Annotated in this window: 14 protein-coding genes; 3 read left to right on the top strand and 11 right to left on the bottom strand. The window is 35.5% G+C overall.

Annotation, left to right across the window (positions count from 1 at the left end; translation table 11 throughout):
* Window positions 1-46: 46 nt before the first annotated feature.
* Window positions 47-2,755 carry a cation-transporting P-type ATPase gene (locus M0Q24_RS03130; RefSeq protein ID WP_295047129.1) on the bottom strand — a complete coding sequence of 903 codons (2,709 nt, stop codon included), beginning with the start codon at window positions 2,753-2,755 and terminating at the stop codon, window positions 47-49.
* A gap of 140 nt (window positions 2,756-2,895) precedes the next feature.
* Here M0Q24_RS03130 and M0Q24_RS03125 point away from each other — a divergent pair, with 140 nt between their 5' ends.
* The gene (locus M0Q24_RS03125) at window positions 2,896-4,449 is read left to right on the top strand and encodes a SulP family inorganic anion transporter (RefSeq protein WP_295047126.1); all 1,554 of its coding nucleotides are present in this window, start codon (window positions 2,896-2,898) and stop codon (window positions 4,447-4,449) included.
* Here the strand turns inward: M0Q24_RS03125 and M0Q24_RS03120 are convergent.
* The 3 genes from M0Q24_RS03120 to M0Q24_RS03110 are packed head-to-tail and all read right to left on the bottom strand — an operon-like array spanning window position 4,441 to window position 6,994.
* Window positions 4,441-5,337, bottom strand: a complete 897-nt coding sequence (locus tag M0Q24_RS03120; RefSeq protein ID WP_295047123.1) for a phospholipase A — start codon at window positions 5,335-5,337, stop codon at window positions 4,441-4,443. The two genes, M0Q24_RS03125 and M0Q24_RS03120, sit on opposite strands and share 9 nt — an antisense overlap.
* A gap of 2 nt (window positions 5,338-5,339) precedes the next feature.
* Complete coding sequence (gene recR, locus M0Q24_RS03115) at window positions 5,340-5,909, bottom strand: recombination mediator RecR (RefSeq protein ID WP_295047120.1); 570 nt, start codon at window positions 5,907-5,909, stop codon at window positions 5,340-5,342.
* Window positions 5,906-6,994, bottom strand: coding sequence for a murein transglycosylase A (locus M0Q24_RS03110; RefSeq protein ID WP_295047115.1), 1,089 nt, complete (start codon window positions 6,992-6,994; stop codon window positions 5,906-5,908). The genes recR and M0Q24_RS03110 overlap by 4 nt, the downstream gene beginning before the upstream one ends.
* Window positions 6,995-7,068: 74 nt before the next feature.
* On the opposite strand from M0Q24_RS03110, the gene dnaJ reads away from it, so the two are divergent.
* Window positions 7,069-8,190: a molecular chaperone DnaJ gene (gene dnaJ / locus M0Q24_RS03105; protein WP_295047112.1), complete on the top strand. Its 1,122-nt coding sequence runs from the start codon at window positions 7,069-7,071 to the stop codon at window positions 8,188-8,190.
* 4 nt (window positions 8,191-8,194) lie between these two features.
* Window positions 8,195-8,785 (top strand): class II aldolase and adducin N-terminal domain-containing protein, encoded by a 591-nt coding sequence (locus M0Q24_RS03100; RefSeq protein ID WP_295047109.1) that lies wholly within the window; start codon window positions 8,195-8,197, stop codon window positions 8,783-8,785.
* Window positions 8,786-8,944: 159 nt separating this feature from the next.
* Here M0Q24_RS03100 and tgt read toward each other — a convergent pair whose 3' ends face one another.
* The 7 genes from tgt to M0Q24_RS03065 form a co-directional block, all read right to left on the bottom strand.
* Window positions 8,945-10,066, bottom strand: a complete 1,122-nt coding sequence (gene tgt, locus M0Q24_RS03095) for a tRNA guanosine(34) transglycosylase Tgt (RefSeq protein ID WP_295047106.1) — start codon at window positions 10,064-10,066, stop codon at window positions 8,945-8,947.
* Window positions 10,067-10,103: 37 nt separating this feature from the next.
* Entirely contained in the window at window positions 10,104-11,183 is a 1,080-nt protein-coding gene (locus tag M0Q24_RS03090; protein ID WP_295047103.1) for a HAMP domain-containing sensor histidine kinase, read from the bottom strand.
* A gap of 67 nt (window positions 11,184-11,250) precedes the next feature.
* On the bottom strand, window positions 11,251-11,901 hold the full coding sequence (locus tag M0Q24_RS03085; protein ID WP_295047100.1) for a response regulator transcription factor: 651 nt from the start codon (window positions 11,899-11,901) through the stop codon (window positions 11,251-11,253).
* The gene (locus M0Q24_RS03080) at window positions 11,898-14,960 is read right to left on the bottom strand and encodes a CusA/CzcA family heavy metal efflux RND transporter (RefSeq protein WP_295047097.1); all 3,063 of its coding nucleotides are present in this window, start codon (window positions 14,958-14,960) and stop codon (window positions 11,898-11,900) included. Before M0Q24_RS03080 ends, M0Q24_RS03085 begins: the two co-directional genes overlap by 4 nt.
* A gap of 3 nt (window positions 14,961-14,963) precedes the next feature.
* Complete coding sequence (locus M0Q24_RS03075; RefSeq protein ID WP_295047092.1) at window positions 14,964-15,926, bottom strand: HlyD family efflux transporter periplasmic adaptor subunit; 963 nt, start codon at window positions 15,924-15,926, stop codon at window positions 14,964-14,966.
* Window positions 15,923-17,101, bottom strand: a complete 1,179-nt coding sequence (locus M0Q24_RS03070; RefSeq protein WP_295047090.1) for a TolC family protein — start codon at window positions 17,099-17,101, stop codon at window positions 15,923-15,925. The genes M0Q24_RS03075 and M0Q24_RS03070 overlap by 4 nt, the downstream gene beginning before the upstream one ends.
* A 9-nt stretch (window positions 17,102-17,110) precedes the next feature.
* Window positions 17,111-17,533 (bottom strand): FixH family protein, encoded by a 423-nt coding sequence (locus M0Q24_RS03065; protein ID WP_295047087.1) that lies wholly within the window; start codon window positions 17,531-17,533, stop codon window positions 17,111-17,113.
* Between the last annotated feature and the right edge of the window lie 234 nt (window positions 17,534-17,767).

The following is a 17,767-nucleotide window of genomic DNA, read 5'->3' as shown; positions in this document are numbered from 1 at the left end:
CTTTGTTAAGTATCATGCCCCTAAAAACCAATCAATAATTTCTACATCAACCGCCAAAGCCTTTTAAAATTTTTCTCTCTAAGTATCTCTTTATCTCAACTACAAACATGACACCAAAAGCGATGATAATAATCTTTACCCATGTAGATATGTCTAATGGTTCACTTTTAAAGATAGTGTTCATAAACTCTAGGTGAGTAAAAAGGATTTGAATAAGAGCCATTAAAGTAACTCCTATAAGTAGATATAAGTTGTTAAAGATATTTGTTTTAAAGACTGAACGTTGTAACTCTTTGCAGTTGAAAAGGTAAAAAAGTTCAATAAAAACGAAGATATTTACAGCTACAGTTCTTGCATATTCCTCGCTATAACCGCTTGAGAGTGCATAGTTAAACATACCATAAGATGCGATGAGCATATAGACTCCAACTACTAACATCTGACGAATCATCTCCATGCTTAGTATTGGTTTTTTTGGATCTCTTGGCGGCCTTTTCATAATGTCTTTTTCACCTGCTTCAAAGATTAACATCATTCCTAAAAAGATTGCAGTTGACATATTTATCCATAATATTTGAACTGGTAATATTGGAAGAGTTAGACCTAGCATTACAGCTAAGAGTATGACAAGTCCTTCTCCAAGGTTTGTTGGAAGTGTCCATGTTATGAACTTTATAAGATTGTCAAAAACTATCCTACCTTCTTTTATGGCTAGAGCTATGGATCTAAAGTTATCATCACTTAAGATCATATCAGATGCTTCTTTTGCAACCTCAGTTCCGCTTCTACCCATCGCTATGCCGATATCTGCTTGCTTTAGAGCTGGTGCATCGTTTACTCCATCACCAGTCATGGCAACTATCTCGCCTCTTGCTTGAAGAGCATCTACAATGCGGAGTTTTTGCTCTGGTTCTACTCTTGCAAAGACTTTAACACTCTTTAGTTTCTCTATTAATTCTTCATCGCTAAGATCTAGCATTTGAGAGCCTAAAAGTGTTGAATCTTCATACTTTGCATCTTCACTTACTATTGACATCATTTTAGCTATAGAAAAAGCAGTAAGTGAGTGGTCTCCTGTTATCATAATGACATTTATCCCAGCTTCTTTAGACTCTTTGACTGCTTCTATAGCTTCTTGTCTTGGTGGATCCATCATAGCTTGAAGCCCTAAAAATACAAAGCCATCTTTTAGCTCACAATCTTGAATCAGCTCAGAATTTGTTGGTTTTTTAGCCATAGCTAAAACTCTTAAACCTCTGCTTGCATACTCACTTAAGCGCTTTAAAATTTGCTCTTTTTCTATTGGTAATGCTTGAGAGTTAACTAGTTCAAATTCACACATCTTTAACACAACTTCTATAGAGCCTTTAACGTAGATAATATTTTGCTCATTTTGCACATCTAAGTTGATACTAGCCATAAATTGTCTATCTGATTCAAAAGGTAAGAGATCTACTCTAGGAAATGATTTATTTAGTCTATGTTCATCCCAGCCACACTTTAAAGAGCTAACTATCAAAGCGCCCTCAGTTGGATCTCCACTAATATCATAAACTCCATCTTTGTTTACTAAGTAAGACTCATTGCAAAGATATCCAGCTTGTAAAATTTCAACTAAATCAACGTTGAAACTCTCTTGTTTTACACCACCCTTTAAAATATCTCCAACAGGGTTATATCCATCTCCACTTATTTCGTAGGACTCTCTTGCACAAAAGACATTGGTAACGCTCATTTTATTTTGTGTAAGTGTTCCTGTTTTATCTGAACATATTGTAGTAACACTTCCTAGTGTCTCAACCGCTGGTAGTTTCCTTATAATGGCATTTTTACTTGCCATGCGTGAAACTCCAATGGCTAGAGTGATAGTAACCGCAGCTGGTAAGCCCTCTGGGATAGCTCCAACTGCAAGAGCGACTGATGCCATAAAAGTATCAACTGCACTGTTTTCTTGAAGTATTCCGACTAAAAAAGTAAAGGCAGCAAGTGCTAGGATGACATATAAGAGTAACTTAGAAAAGGATGCTATTTTTTTTGTAAGTGGGGTATCTATGGCGGTTGTATTTTGGATCATATGAGCTATTTTCCCTAGCTCTGTATGGTTTGCAGTAGCTACTACTATACCTTTAGCACGACCATAAGTTACAAATGTACCAGAGAAAGTCATATTTTTTCTATCACTTAAGATGATATTTTCTGAGTGAGTTAGGATGTTTTTTTGGGTTGCAAGTGACTCTCCTGTAAGCATTGACTCATCTACTTTTAAGTCTCTAGCTTCTATGAGTCTTAGATCTGCTGGCACTTTTGAGCCAGACTCTAGCATCACTATATCTCCAGGAACTAAGTCTGTTGAGTCTATACTTCTCTTTTTGCCATCTCTAATAACTATAGCCCCTGTTTGCATCATCTCTTTTAGTGAGTCTATTGCCTCTTGAGCCTTTGCTTCTTGTATATAACCGATAATGACATTGATGATAACAACCCCAAATATAACGCCACTATCTACCCACTCATGTAAAAAAGCAGTGATGATAGATGCACCTAAAAGTATATAAATAAGAGCATTATGAAACTGCAGGAAAAACTTTTTAACTTGAGAGTCTTGCTCTTTTTGCTCTAACTTATTTTTACCAAAAAATTCTTCTTTATGCTTGATACTAAGTGAGCCAAGACCATCTCTCTCATTACTTTGAAAAAGATCTATAATCTTTTGAGTTTCTAAACTATGCCAGTTTTGCTCTATGAGATGTTGCACCAACACTTCCTTTATATCTTAGGGTTTTAATTTTATGAAATACTATCATATCTTTAGATGAGCAAAGTTTAAAGGTTACTTTTAGAGTTATTAAAGAATATAGATATATAATGGCTTCAAATATTAAAATGGATAAAAAGTTGAAAATTAAAGAAAATATTTTTGGTGGGATTAGTGTTGCTGTTATCGCTTTACCCTTAGCTTTAGCATTTGGAGTCTCTAGTGGTTTGGGTGCTAGTGCAGGAATTTATGGTGCTATTATTTTAGGGTTTTTCGCATCTGTTTTTGGTGGAACTCCAACTCAGATCTCAGGTCCTACTGGACCTATGACCGTGGTAATTGCAGCTGCTATTGTTAGTCTAAATTCTGATTTAGGTCTTATTGTAACTACTATACTCTTAGCTGGAATATTCCAAATTGCTTTTGGGATCTCAAAGATTGGTAAATTCGTTCAGTACATCCCTTACCCTGTTATCTCTGGTTTTATGAGTGGGATAGGTATAATTATAATAATTTTGCAGATAAATCCATACTTAGGACTAGAGAGTAACTCTTCAATTATAGACATTCTCATCCAACTTCCATCGAACCTTTTAAACATAAACTTTAGCACTTTTATGCTCTCTAGTGCTACTCTTTTTCTTATGTTTTTCATACCCTCAAAATTACAAAAAATAGTACCAGCTCCACTTATAGCTTTAGGAGTTTTAACTCCACTAAGTGTTTACCTCGGTTTAGAAGTAGAGACTATAGGCGAGATCTCATCATCTTTACCATCATTTGTTATGCCATCAATGGACTTCTCACACTACAGCACAATTTTATCTTTAGCTTTTACACTAGCAATTCTTGGATCCATTGATACTCTTTTGACTTCCATAGTTGCAGACTCTGTAACTGGGGTAAAACACAAACCAAACAGAGAACTTATTGGTCAAGGTATAGGAAATTCTCTCTGTGCAATAACTGGCTCTCTTCCTGGAGCTGGAGCTACTATGAGAACTGTTTTAAACATAAAAAGTGGTGGCACTAATAAAATATCTGGAATGGTACACTCTATAACACTTCTTTTAATAGTCCTCTTTTTAGCACCATTAGCATCGCAGATCCCACTTGCTATTCTTGCAGGAATCCTTGTAAAAGTAGGGATTGAAATACTTGACTATAGATTTATTTCTATCTACAAAGAAGCTCCTAAACATGATCTAAGTGTTATGTTAGTTGTTTTTTTTACTACGGTTTTTGTAGATCTAATAGCGGCAGTTGGGGTTGGTATAGTCTTAGCAGCACTTCTTATAGTCTATAGAATTACAAAAGAGTCTGAGATAAGTTTAGTAGAAGCTACAAGTAAAGATGAAGCGATAGACTTGGATTTAACAGAGAAAAAAATAAGAGTTATAAAGATTAATGGCGCTTTTTTCTTTGGATCTAGTACAGCTTTTGAGAACAAAGCAAACTCTATTTTAAACACTAAAATAGTCATCATAGATATTTTAGATGTTCCTTTTATGGATTTAACTGCTATGTTTACACTAAAAAATCTCATAACAAAACTAGAAAAAAATGATATTAAAATCATTATCCTAGCAAAAGAGCATGACAAAGCCCAACTCCTAAAACTAAACAAAACCCATGTTTTAGATAAGGTAGAGTTTTACTCAAGTATGAGTGAGGCTAGTTACTATTTATCTTGAGAAACTAAAACCTATAGAAAACTTAGTTATATCATTATTGTAGTCTATAAGACTCTCTCCATAACCACTAAATATCTTTGTGTAAAAGTAAGCATCATCTATAAGTGGATATGAATATGTTGACTCTACCGCCCCATATCCTGTTGCAAAATTTCCTCTAGCCATAAGAGTGAACATATGATGTCCTAAGAAGTAGTTAAATTTTATAGATGTATATCCTAGATAGTCCATGATATCTGGGTTATCTTCATCATTTGCAGTACCTGGAAGAGGAGCATAAAATTTTAGTTCTGTAAGAAGTGTATCGTGTTGAAATGATAGTTCTGTGTATATAAGGTTGACATTTCTTGAGCGGTTTCCTGGGTTTTGGCTAGGATCAGCATAGGTAACACCTTTGTTACTTCCTTGACCATTTGAAGTGTGAGCTATTCCTAGTCTTAGAGATCTCATGTTGAAGTAAGTTTCTCTTTTTATAACAGGAAAATCAACAAAAGCCTCAGGGGTATAGTTAGTCTCTCTAAATGGAGAAGATTCAGCAAAGATTTGCCAAAATGCTAGGTGTGAATAAGCTAAGTAGTAACTCTCATCAAATCCTAAAAGATTTGTTCCAAGATATAGTTTAATACTCACTTGAAGCTCAGCTTCTGTATTTCTATACTCATCCGTAGGAACATAAGATTTATAATCACCATTTCTATATCCATATGGTAAGAGATAATTTGCTCTATGTGGCTTTAGTCCAAAATCTTCATCTAACCACTTTCGCATACTTTTTTTTGAGATTTCATCTTCTATATTAGTAATATCATAACTCTCAATTTCTTTATACTTTCTCTCAGCAGCCATAAGGCTTAAAACTAAAAAAACCAAAACCAAAATATACTTCATATTTAAACCTTTACTCTATCTTCTATGGCTCTTGTGAGCGATAATATATCTATATTTTCTAAACTTACACCAGTTGGTACACCTTGCGCAATTTTAGAAAAATTTATTTTAAATGAACCTAGCTTATCTTCTATATACATCATAATAGCATCGTTTGCAATAGAAGGAGTAAGGGCGAAGATTATCTCATTTACTCCACTCTCAACTATCTTAAAGAGGTTTGAAATGCTAAGCTCTTCTAATGAATCTAGTACAAAATATCTACCATCAAAGAGACCATTGTCTTCAAAAAGCAGTATATCTTTTGCATTTTCTATGATGCAAAGAGTGCTCGCATCTCTTCTCTCATCTGAACAGATAAAACACAATTCATCTTCAGTCATGCCACCGCATTTAGTACATTTTTTGAGGCATCCTAGTGCTTCTTCTATGCTGTGAGAAATTTTCATCCCCACAAAACTATCTTTGATAAGCATATGATAAGCCAGTCTTGTTGCAGATTTCTTACCAATAGTTGGCAACTCTTGAAGAGCATCAACAAGACGGTTAAACTTATCTAGAGAGTGCTTCATTTAGCTTCCTTTGGCAGAAGTATCCACAAAGAAAGAGGTGAGATGAGGTGTCCAGCACTATGCCTTGCATCTTCGCCTGAACCAAAAAACATATCAGCTCTAAGCGTGCCTTTTATTGCACCGCCTACATCTTGAGCCACTACAACTCTGTTTATATCTTTATCATCTATTTTTGATTTTAAAAAGAGGACGCTTCCTAGAGGGATTTTGTTCGGATCCACTGCAACTGAGCGCATTGGTTCTAAAACAAGCCCTAGAGCTCCAGATGCACTATGTGATTTTTTTTGAAAAAAGACTAGTGAGTTGTTGTAGTTTAGAACTTCATCGATTCTGTTTGGATTTTTCTTTAGCCACTCTCTTAGATTTTGCATTGACATATCTTCACGATTTATCTCGCCTTGATCTATAAGATATTTTCCTATAGAGTTATATTTGTGACCATTTTGATTTGCATAGCCGACATAGATATTCTCACCATTATCTAACTCCACTCGTCCTGAGCCTTGAATCTCTAAAAAAAAGATATCAAGCTTTGAATCACTATAACAAATAACCTCTGCATCTATCTTGTCGCTATCTTCTCTTTTATAGTAAGGAACTAACTTATTTCCCTCTAAGCGACCTCTTAATCTGTAGTTTTTTAAATCTTCATATATACTAGATAACTCAACACTTATAAGATCTGTTGGTTCTTCATATACTGGATATATATATGGCTCTTCTTTTGTAAGAGATCCTCTTAAGGTAGGTTCATAATAACCCGTTAATAATCCTTTATCCTCACTATTTTGTGGCACAATCGTGTAAAGATTAAACTCAGATTCAAAAAAGTTCTTTGGATCTGTAGCTACCAATGCCTTTTTACAAAGTAAGCCATAGATCTCTTGCGCTTTTTTGCTATTGCAGTTGTTGACAAAACTTTTGAGCGCCTCTTGATGGTTTTCATCCTCCCATTGAGCAAGGTCATCAAAGCTAGACTCGCTTAAGTAGGTGTTTGGTAACTCTTTGATTTTGATATGTGGTTTTTTAGAACATCCCCAGAAAAAAAGAGAAATGCTTAGTAATATAATAGTGATTTGTCTCATGAGGGCAATTATACATATATTAAATTAAAAACGATATAATTGCAAAAAATTTATGTGTTAGGATATTATAAACTATGCAAGATATGAGCTATTATGAAATACTTGAAGTAAGTAAGGATGCCGATAAAACTACTATAAAAAAAGCCTATAGAAGATTAGCTAAAGAGTTTCATCCAGATAAAAATGCAGGTGACAAAGAGGCTGAACATAAGTTTAAAATATGCAACGAAGCATATCAGTGTTTAAGTGATGATAAACAAAGAAGTATCTATGACCGTTATGGTAAAGAGGGACTTCAAGGTATGGGTGGCAGAAGTCAATCTTCTGGTGGTTTTGATGATCTTGGATCTATGTTTGAAGAGATGTTTAGTGGCTTTGGAGGTGGGCGAAGCCGCCGCCAAAATCCAGCGGATATGGATAAATATCCACTAGATCTAAATGTAGAAATGTATATCGCATTTGATGAAGCTATTTTTGGATGTGAAAAAGAGATAGAGTTTACCTACAAAAAAGCGTGTAAACCTTGTAAGGGAACTGGTGCAAAAGATGCAAAGCTCTCAACTTGTGCTCAGTGTAAGGGTCAAGGTCAAGTCTATATGAAACAAGGTTTTATGACTTTTTCACAAACTTGTCCAGTGTGTCAAGGAACAGGAAGCTCTGTAGCTGATGCTTGTAATAGCTGTAAGGGAAGGGGTTTTGAGGAAGTTCAAGAGAGTGTTAGCATCAAGATACCAAAAGGTATAGATGAGGGCAATCGCTTAAGAGTATCTGGCAAAGGAAATGTTAGTAAAAAGGGTATGCGTGGAGATCTCTATGTAACTTTTGGAGTAAAACCAGATAAGCATTTCCAAAGAGATGGCAATGATGTCTATATTGCGATTCCTGTATTTTTTACTCAAGCAGTAGCGGGAGAGACTCTTGTTATTCCATCTCTAAGAGGTGAGTTGGAATTAAAGCTAGATATTGGTACAAAAGACAAACAACACTTTACTTTTAGAGGTGAGGGTGTTGAAGATGTTCATGGACATGGAAAAGGAAACTTGATAGCTCAGGTAAATATCTCTTATCCTAAAAAACTAAATGATGAGCAAAAAGAGTTGCTTAAAAAATTACAAGACTCTTTTGGCATCGAGTCTAAGCCACACGAGGGAGTGCTTGACTCTGCTATAGAGAAGATGAAAAGCTGGTTTAAATAATTTTATGGGCAGAGAACACTTAAAAAACAAGCTAAAAACTCTAGCACTCTCCATGTTTAGAAAAGATTTCTTTGGGATCTATCATGGTTCTATCTCTGCAAAAACGGAAACAAATAGATTTCTTATAAATACAAAAGATGCAGTTTTTGATGCTTTAAATGAAGACTCTATGATAGAGCTTTATTTTAAAAAAGATTATAGATGGAATCAAGCGAGCATCGACTCAAAGATACACTTTAGCATCTATTCACAGATCTCTGATGCAAAGTTTGTCTCTTTTACGATGCCTCCATTTACAACTGCCTACTCGCTTGAACATAGCATAATAAAACCAAAAGATTATTTCGGTTTTAAAGAGCTTGGCTCTATTGAGATAGTAGATCCAAAACAGTTTGAAGATTGGTATGAGCGAGCTCAAAGTGAGATAGCCTACTATTTTCAAACAAAAAAAACAAATATAATGGTTATCAGAGGTTATGGAGTCTACTCATTTAACAGAGATTTACATGAGATGGCGAAGAAGTTAGCTGTCTTAGAGAGAAGTTGCAGACTCCTTATGCTTGATGGCTCACAAAAAGATTTTAACTTTGACTAAATAGTTTGATTTTTTATATAATTGAACCCTCTGATTAATCTATAAACTAGATTCCCCATCAAGCACTAAATGACGGAGTGGTGTCATCTTGAATGAAAAACCGTCATCCTGAACTTGATTCAGGATCTACCTTAATAATTGTTCAAAGCACTCAACTTTTTATGCCTCTCTTTTTTTATAAAACTCCGCTTTAAACTCACTATATCTGTCTTGTAGTATCGCCTCTCTAGTTTCTCTCATAAGATTTAGATAGTAATGTAGATTGTGCAGGGTTGCAAGGCGGAAGTATGTTATTTCACGCGTTCTAAAGAGATGGTTTAGGTAGGCTCTTGAGTATCTTTGACAAGTTAGACATTTACACTCTGGATCTACTGGCGAGTTATCTTCTTTAAATGAAGCACCTTTGATATTTATCTTGCCAAATGAGGTAAAGAGAGTTCCATTTCTTGCATTTCTTGTAGGCATTACGCAGTCAAACATATCGATTCCTCTCTCTATGTTTTCTATCAAATCCTCTGGCGTTCCAACCCCCATAAGATAGCGAGGTTTATCTTTTGGCATAAACTGCGTTGTGTGCTCAACTGTGTCATACATCTCGTTGTTAAGTTCACCCACAGAGAGCCCTCCAATGGCAAAACCATCAAAGTCAAGTTCACATAGCTCTTTAGCACTCTTTTCTCTAAAAGCCTTGTCAGTTCCACCTTGAATGATGGCAAAGATATTTTGATCTACTCCAACACCATTTTTCTGCTTTTGTCTAAAGTACTCAATGCTCTCTCTTGCCCACTCTGTAGTTCTCTCGATGCTAAGTTTGATGCGTTCTTGTGAAGCTGGAAGTGCGACTAAATCATCTAAAACCATCATAATGTCAGAGCCGAGATTGTTTTGAATATCTATAACTTTTTTTGGAGTAAAGAAGTGTTTTGAGCCATCTATATGAGATCTAAACTCTATACCATCAGCTTTTGGTTTTGAGATATCACTTAGTGAGAAAGCTTGAAAGCCACCACTATCAGTTAAAAAACTCTTAGGAAATGTAGTAAAACCATGAAGTTTTCCCATCTTTGCAACTGTCTCATCACCAGGACGAAGATAGATATGATAAGTGTTTGCCAAAATTATCTCAGCCCCTAGAGTATCAAGCACATCCTCCATATCAAGAGCTTTTATGCTTCCAAGTGTTCCCACAGGCATAAAGACTGGTGTTTTTATAGTTGAATGGGCTGTTTTTATAGTACAAGCACGAGCTTTTTTTGAAGTAGCATCTATGTTAAATTGCATAAGTTTAATTATCCTGCTGGGTTTTAAATTTTTGACATTATATCATTTTTGTAGTTGTGCTCTTTAGGTGAAGTTTTATCTCGGTCTCTTGCTCGTTTGAACTTAGTTCTATCTCAAGGTTGTACATCTGTGAGACTCTTTTTACAATGTCAAGCCCTATTCCAAAACCTCCCTCATGCTTGTTTTGTCTGTAGTATCTCTCGAATACTTTTTCTTGAGAGGCTTTGTTTATAGTTTTTCCACTATTTGTAATGCTAAAGATTTCTTTGTTTAAAACTATCTTGATATAGCCACTATTTTTGTTATACTTGATGGCGTTTGAGAGTAGGTTACTAAAGAGCCTTTGCACGCTTGATTCATCCATAGATATATATACATCTTCTAGATCTTTCTCTATTGTGATGGACTTTTTAAGTGCTAGATCTTCATAAAGAGCAAGTTCGCCAAGAAGTGCTTCTTTTAGGTTTATACTCTTCACTTCTTTATGGTTATCTTCTAAAAGCAAGTAGGTCAGATCTGCATAGATCTTTTGTACTCTTTTGGAGCTTATCTCTACTCTTTGGAGTATTTTCTCATCTATGTTTTGTTTTTTAAGTCTCTCAACACTCATAAGAATGGCAGTTATAGGAGTGTTTAGCTCGTGAGTTGAGTCTTTTATAAACTTGTCTAGTTTTAGTCTCTCGTTTTGTATAGGTTTTAAAAACATCTTCGATAAAAAGTACCCAACTATAACGATGACAAATATAGAAGAAAAAGAGATAAGGAGTATGTTTTTTATAAGAGCTATGTGCTCATCGTCTTTTTTTATGCTTTTAGTTATGAGGTACTTTACACCGTGGTGCATCTGTGGGCTTAGATCTACTAAGTATTCAAACTCTTTAGTTCTATAAAAACCCTCTTTAAACTCGACATCTTTTTGCTTTTTACCTTTTATGAGGGTTTTTTCTTCATCATAGAGAGATATCTCAAAACCCGCAATCTCTCTGACTATAAGAGGCTCATCATTCATATATGAGGTAATGATTTTAGATGAAATGCTCGATGAAAGTGAGTGCATTTTTTCTTTGTTTAATGCTTCAATGCTTTTAGACTCATAACCATAGAAGCTTATAGCCATAAAAAATATAAGTAAAATCGATGAGCCTAAGTAGAGTCCTAAAAAGCCATAATGTGACTTTTTCTCACTAGCAGTTAATTCTATAACCGACTCCTTTTATAGTAGTTATAAACTCTTTGCCAAATAGAGATCTTATGTTTTTTATGTAAGTTCTAATGGTAGCTTCACTAGGGATCTGCCCATCTTGCCAGATGTTGGCTATAAGTTCTTGATGGCTTGTGACGCTCTCTTTGTGTTTTAAAAGATACTCTACTATTTGAAACTCTTTGTTTGAGAGTTTTACTCTTTTGTCACAATCAACAAGTTCAAAGCTGAGTTTATCAAGATATCTCTCAGCATCTATTGTAATTTTTGTGCTTTGAAGAGACTTTAAAACATAGTTGATCCTAGTGTCAAGTTCTAAAAGTTCAAAGGGTTTTTTTAGGTAGTCATCACAACCTAGATCAAAACCTCTCTTTAGATCTTTAGCACTCTCTAGTGAAGTTATAAAGATAGTAGGAGTTGTAATGCTTTGCTCTTTTAGTACTCTTAAAAGCTCAAAACCATCAAGTGTTGGAACATTTACATCAAGAAGCAAAAGATCGTAGGAGTTGGCTAAGATCTTATCATAAGCATCTTCGCCATCAAAAGCAAGATCTACTATAAAACCTTGCTCACTTAGATGCTCATGTAAGATCTCACTAAGGATGATATCATCTTCTAAAAGTAGTATTTTCATTTTGAGATTGTACTATCTTTTCTTAGGGAATAAAGAATAGGGATAAGAAAAAGTGTGAGAATTGCTGATGTAACGATACCGCCTAACATCGGTGCAGCGATGCGTTGCATAACTTCACTTCCAACTCCATCTATGTACATAATGGGGATCAGTCCGCCAAGTATGGAGAAAACCGTCATAAGTTTTGGACGAAGTCTAAGAGCTGAACCTCTGATGATGGCATCTTTGAGGCTTGAACTCTTCTCTTCTACCGCTTCTTGCAAGTAAATGATCATAACAATAGCAGTCTCCGCGGCAATGCCCAAAAGTGCTAAAAATCCGACTATCAGAGCTACAGAGAGATTAAATCCGAGGTAGTCGATGTAGAGCAGTCCTCCAAGAATTGCAAAAGGAAGAGTAAAAAAGACTATTAAAGAGTTTGTTAGATCTCTTAGAGCAAAATATATAAGCACAAAAATCGCAAAAATAACTATGGGAACTATAAGCGTTAACCTCTCTTTTGCGGATTCTAAATACTCACTCTCTCCTGCAAACTCATAGTAAAAAGAAGAAGGAAATTTGATATCTTTGATAATCTCTTTTGCAGCATTTTTATACTCCTCTGAACTCACACCACTCTTTGGTGTAATGTAAATAAATGAGACTTTCATACCTTTTTCACTCTTTATAACACTAGCACCCTCACTAAATTCTATATCTGCAAAGATATTGAGAGGCAAAAATCCAAGTTTTGTCTTTACTTTTAACTCTCTTATACTCTCAATACTATCTCTCTGCTGGGCATCTATCCTCATAGAAACAGAGTGTCTTTTTAGTCCATCAATAAAAGTGCTAACTCCAATCCCTCCAACTCCAAAAGAGAGAGTATCTAGTATCTCTTTTTTACTAAGACCATATCTTGAGAGTGCATCTTGCTTTATGTCTATGTTTAAAAAGTATCCGCTGTTTGACTTATCTGCAGAGATATTTTGAGTGAGATCTAAGCCTTTTAGTTTTTGCTCTATCTTAGATGCTAGATCTTCTAGGACTCCATTGTCATCCCCATAAAGCTTGATGCCAAGAGGTGTTCGTATGCCAGTTAAAAGCATATCGATTCTGCCTCGTATAGGATAAGTCCATGAGTTTATAAGCCCTTTTATTTGAAGTGCTTTGTCCATGTCGCTCATTAGTCTCTCATAAGTCATGCCCTCTCTCCAAAGTGACTTATCCTTAAATGTGATGATTGTCTCTATCATGGCAAGTGGAGCTGGATCTGTAGAACTATCAGCTCGACCAGCTTTTCCAAAAACCGTGTCAACTTCAGGAAAATTTTTGATGATTTTACTCGTCTCATGTGTGAGATCTTTAGCTAGATCTACACTTATGCCATAAGGTGTAACGGGCATATACATAAAGTCTTGCTCATTTAGCAGTGGCATAAATTCCCACTTTTGAGCATTGTAGAGTGGAAAGATATAAGCCACACTAACAATACTAAGAGCTAAGATAATGTATTTAAATTTTAGTGCAAGCTTTAATAGTGGCATATATAAAAAGATGAAAAATCTATTTATTGGATTGTGATTTTCATCTTTTATCTCTCCTTTGATGAAAAAGAGCATTAAAACTGGAACAAGAGTTATAGAGAGAAATGCACCTACAAGCATCGCAAAAGTCTTAGTAAAAGCTAAAGGCGAGAAGAGTCTTGCCTCTTGACCTTCAAGTGCGAAGATTGGCAAAAATGAGACTACTATGAGCATAAGTGCGAAAAATATAGGTCGCCCAACTTGCTTTGAAGACTCTACGATTATCTCTCGCCTTGTCTTTGTGCCATCGCTTTTACTGAGATGTTTGTGAGCGTTTTCTATCATCACAATGGAAGCATCTACCATCGCACCAATGGCAATGGCGATTCCTCCTAAACTCATAATATTTGAGCCGATGTTGAAAAAACTCATAAGTCCAAAGCTAAAAAGCACAGTTAGCGGAAGTACGATGATGACAATAAGTGCAGATCTGGCATGAAATAAAAAGAGAGCGATGATAATTATGACAATAATGGACTCTTCTATAAGCGTTCGCTTAAGTGTGTCGATGGCTCTGTCTATGAGTTTACTTCTGTCATAAGCGGTCACTATCTCTACATCTTCGCTTTGCAGGGTTGCTATTTTCTCTTTTATCCTCTGCAAAACTTCATAAGTGTTTTCTTTATACCTAACTAAAACGATCCCGCCTACAACTTCGCCCTCGCCATTAAAGTCAGCTACTCCACGTCTTGGCTCTGGAACTTCACTAAGCTCAGCTATATCTTTTAGTTTTAGTGGTAAAACACCATCAACTTTTAGCGTAATATTTTCCAAATCAGCCATGCTCTTTGCATATCCACGAGCTTGTATGATGTTCTCATATCCATTTTCTAAAAGAACGCCACCGCCTATGTCTTGGTTGTTTTCTTTTAAGGCATTTATGATCTCGCTTATGCCGATGTTATGCTTTACCATCTTATCTTGATCTACTAAAAGCTGGTAACTCTTAACAAAGCCACCAACAGCGGCTACTTCACTAACTCCATCAACCCCTAAAAGACCATACTTTAAGTAGTAATCTTGATAATCTCTAAGCTCTGAGAGGTTTAGTTTGTCGGACTTTAAAATATACTGGTAAGCCCAACCAACTCCCGTAGCATCTGGACCCATACTGACTTTTGCATCGCTTGGAAGATTTGGAATTATGGATGAGAGTTGTTCTAAGATCCTGCTTCTTGCATCGTAAATATCGGTGCTATCTTTAAATATAATGTAAATTAGAGAGTTCTCAAAACTACTCATTGCTCTTATGGTTTTTATGTTTGGAAGCGACATAAGTGAGCTAATGAGCGGATAAGAGACTTGTTCTTCTATAATCTTTGGAGATTGCCCCTTGTAAGAGACTTGCAAAATCACTTGTGGCGGAGAGAGATCTGGAAGAGCGTCAAGTGATAGATTTTTGACGCTAAATAGACTTATGGTAGTTAGTAAAACCGATATTAGAAGAACTAAAAATATATTTTTAGAACTAAAATCTATGACTTTTTCAACCATCTGTTACCACTCCTCACTCATATAGTATCCGTTTGTTTGTGCATCACTATCTAGTAGAAATAGTGCGTTTACAACGACTTCTGTGTTCTCGTTTACTCCGCTAAACACTTCATAATATCCGCCCATATACTTAGCACTTACTTCTTGTGGCTCATACTCTGTTTTAGAGATTTTTGTAAAAACGAAAAGCTTGCCATCTCTCTTTACAATTGCCTCTTTTGGAAGTGTAAGAGCTTCTTTTATATCTTTAGAGATGTGCACTTTTGCAAACATATCTGGAAAGATTTTTGCATCTTTGTTGTCAAGATCTACTCTTACATCGAAGCTTAGATCTTCTTTGTTGATCTTTGGGTAGATCTTGCTTACTTTTGCCTCTATTGGTTGAACAAAACCCTCTATATTTACGCTCACACTCATTCCCTCTTTTACAAACGCCAGATCTTTTTGGTAAACCTTTGCAATAACCCACATTTTAGAGCTATCTGCAATTTTAAAAAGAGTAGATCCAGCCTTAACATAAGAGCCTTTAAACACATTTTTCTCTACAACAAAACCGTTAAATTTACTCTTTATAGATACGCTCTCGCCCTTAGCGTTTATAGCCTCACTATCGAGATCATAGAGCTTTAGTTTTTGTAAAATAGTACTTTGGATCTTTTTAAAATCACGAGATGAGTCAAGCTCACTCTTTAGTGTAAAGATCTCTTTAGAGTAGATCTCAAAAAGCTTATCGCCCACTTTAAAACTCTTGTAAAGTTCATCTGCATAAAGCGTCTCTATAAAACCATCAAATCTTAGGCTTACTTCATAAATGCGACTCTCATCGTAAGAAGTGGTCGCGTAGTAGCTCTTTGTTACTTTTTTTGTTTGAAATTTTGCTTTTGTTGTTTTTATGTTAAAAGCTTGTTCAAATGTTTTAGCGTTTGAAGCAAGTACTAAAAAAACTATTAAAATTATGATCTTCATGATAGACTCTCTTTTGTAATGTAGTAAAGCTCAAACATGGCTTTTTTTATGTCAAGTTTGTATCTTAGTTTTTGCACTTTTAACTCTAGAATCAAGTTTTGGTTTTCTACCTTTTTCTCTAGCGTTATGGAGTTTGCAATGTTAGAGTTTTCGTAAGCTTCTAACTCGCTGTATCTAAGCTCAAGATCTTCAAGAGAGTTGAGTCTTTTTCTAAGATACTCCACTCTTTTTTGGCTCTTATGAAAAAGACTAACTCTGCTTTTGTGAAAGTCACTTTGCTTTTGAAATGCCTCTGAAGATAGTGCTTTTGCAACTCTTACTTTTGCATTTTCACTTCCATATATAGGAAGTGCAAAAGAGGTAGAAAAGGAGAGATAGTCATCGAAGTTTTGGCGATTGTTGTAGCTCATGCTTAGAGTTATATTTGAGTACTTTTCTCTTTGTTCTAACTTACTTTGCAGATCAAAGCGTTTTGTGCGAAGTTCTAAGATCTTAGCTGCTGGGGAATTTTTTAAACCCTCATCTGTAAAACTATCACTTATTTTGGCACGACTAACGCCTCTAAACTCTTGTGAGCTTAGATATTTAAATTCATGTTTTAGTGAAGCCAACTCATCTTTAATGACAAAACTTTCATCTTCAAGCTCAAAGATCTTGCGACTTAGATCTACGCTTGACTTTAGAGAGTCACTAAGAGAGACACTTCTTTCATAGTAGTTAAGCAAAACTTCTAAGCTTTCTTTTCTTTGATCTACTAGCTCTAAAATGGACTCCTTTGTCTGGATCTCTTCAACTAAGAGGGCTATTTTTCTATATAGATCTATCTTCAAATCTTCTAGCTCATACTCTAAAATGAGAGTATCAACTCTAAGCATTGCTTCTTTTAGATCTAGCTTTCCAAAGGTCTCAAACTCTTGTGAAATGCCAATGTATTGGTTTTGCATAGAGTCTATGTCTCTACTTAAAAAGTTATCGTTGAGTGGCAGGTTGTTTATGCCTATGTTTATAACTGGGTTTTTATAAACAACCTCGGCATCTATAGCGTGTCGTGATGCTAAAACCTTTTCATACTTTGCTAAGATCTGGGGCGAATTGTTGAGAGTTTGATCAAAGATCTCATCAAACTCAAGCCCAAAACAAAGAAGTGGAAGTAGTAAAAGTTTTAGCGTTTTCATCGTTTAGTCCTAGTGGTTGTGATGAGAGTGATCGTGATTAGACGCGTGACCTAAGTTTACACTCCCTCTCTCTTTATAATCAACACCCTTATCATCTTTGATAAAGATCTGATACTGCCATGTTCCGTTCATCGAGAAGTTGATCTTACACTCAAAGTTAGAGCCAACTTTTTTACAAATGTCTTTTGACTCCATGTACGGCATGCCTGGCATCTCTGGCATGAAAAACTTGATGCGTACATCTTTTGCAACAACAACATCTCCACCATGCCCATCTCGGTTTAGCTCAACTACAATCGTATTGTCGCCCTCACTTAAAACCTTCTCGCTTGAGAGCATGATATGCAGATCTTTTGTATCAACCATACTCATAAAACCAGCACCAAACGCCAAACTTGAGAGTAACAAAGTACCCAATAAACTCTTTTTCATTTTGTCTCCATTTTTCTTATTTTTATGAGTATACATTTTTGCGTGTGTAGTTATCGTGTAGTGCTGTTTGTTGCATTCTTTAACAATTTTACTCGCTCCCATGCTCTGAGACTGTGAAAGAACTTCTTCTTTGCAGTCTCATTTTTCTAAATAAATAAGACAATTATTTCTAAATCTGTATATGATATTTTTTTTGAAAATAAAGATCGTATATTGCATATTATTGGTGATATA

This window comes from Sulfurimonas sp. (assembly GCF_023228785.1).
In the GTDB taxonomy this organism is placed as follows: Bacteria; Campylobacterota; Campylobacteria; order Campylobacterales; family Sulfurimonadaceae; genus Sulfurimonas.
Note: the sequence above shows the minus strand (reverse complement) of the source record. Positions and strands in the feature narration are given on the sequence as shown.

Excerpts from the sequence above, each read along its gene's own strand:
- tgt (WP_295047106.1), bottom strand. The coding sequence starts at position 10,066 with ATGCAATTTAACATAGATGCTACTTCAAAAAAAGCTCGTGCTTGTACT.
- dnaJ (WP_295047112.1), top strand. The coding sequence starts at position 7,069 with ATGCAAGATATGAGCTATTATGAAATACTTGAAGTAAGTAAGGATGCC.
- M0Q24_RS03120 (WP_295047123.1), bottom strand. The coding sequence starts at position 5,337 with ATGAAGTATATTTTGGTTTTGGTTTTTTTAGTTTTAAGCCTTATGGCT.
- M0Q24_RS03065 (WP_295047087.1), bottom strand. The coding sequence starts at position 17,533 with ATGAAAAAGAGTTTATTGGGTACTTTGTTACTCTCAAGTTTGGCGTTT.
- M0Q24_RS03085 (WP_295047100.1), bottom strand. The coding sequence starts at position 11,901 with ATGAAAATACTACTTTTAGAAGATGATATCATCCTTAGTGAGATCTTA.
- M0Q24_RS03075 (WP_295047092.1), bottom strand. The coding sequence starts at position 15,926 with ATGAAGATCATAATTTTAATAGTTTTTTTAGTACTTGCTTCAAACGCT.
- M0Q24_RS03070 (WP_295047090.1), bottom strand. The coding sequence starts at position 17,101 with ATGAAAACGCTAAAACTTTTACTACTTCCACTTCTTTGTTTTGGGCTT.
- M0Q24_RS03090 (WP_295047103.1), bottom strand. The coding sequence starts at position 11,183 with ATGGCTATAAGCTTCTATGGTTATGAGTCTAAAAGCATTGAAGCATTA.
- recR (WP_295047120.1), bottom strand. The coding sequence starts at position 5,909 with ATGAAGCACTCTCTAGATAAGTTTAACCGTCTTGTTGATGCTCTTCAA.
- M0Q24_RS03110 (WP_295047115.1), bottom strand. The coding sequence starts at position 6,994 with ATGAGACAAATCACTATTATATTACTAAGCATTTCTCTTTTTTTCTGG.
- M0Q24_RS03100 (WP_295047109.1), top strand. The coding sequence starts at position 8,195 with ATGGGCAGAGAACACTTAAAAAACAAGCTAAAAACTCTAGCACTCTCC.
- M0Q24_RS03080 (WP_295047097.1), bottom strand. The coding sequence starts at position 14,960 with ATGGTTGAAAAAGTCATAGATTTTAGTTCTAAAAATATATTTTTAGTT.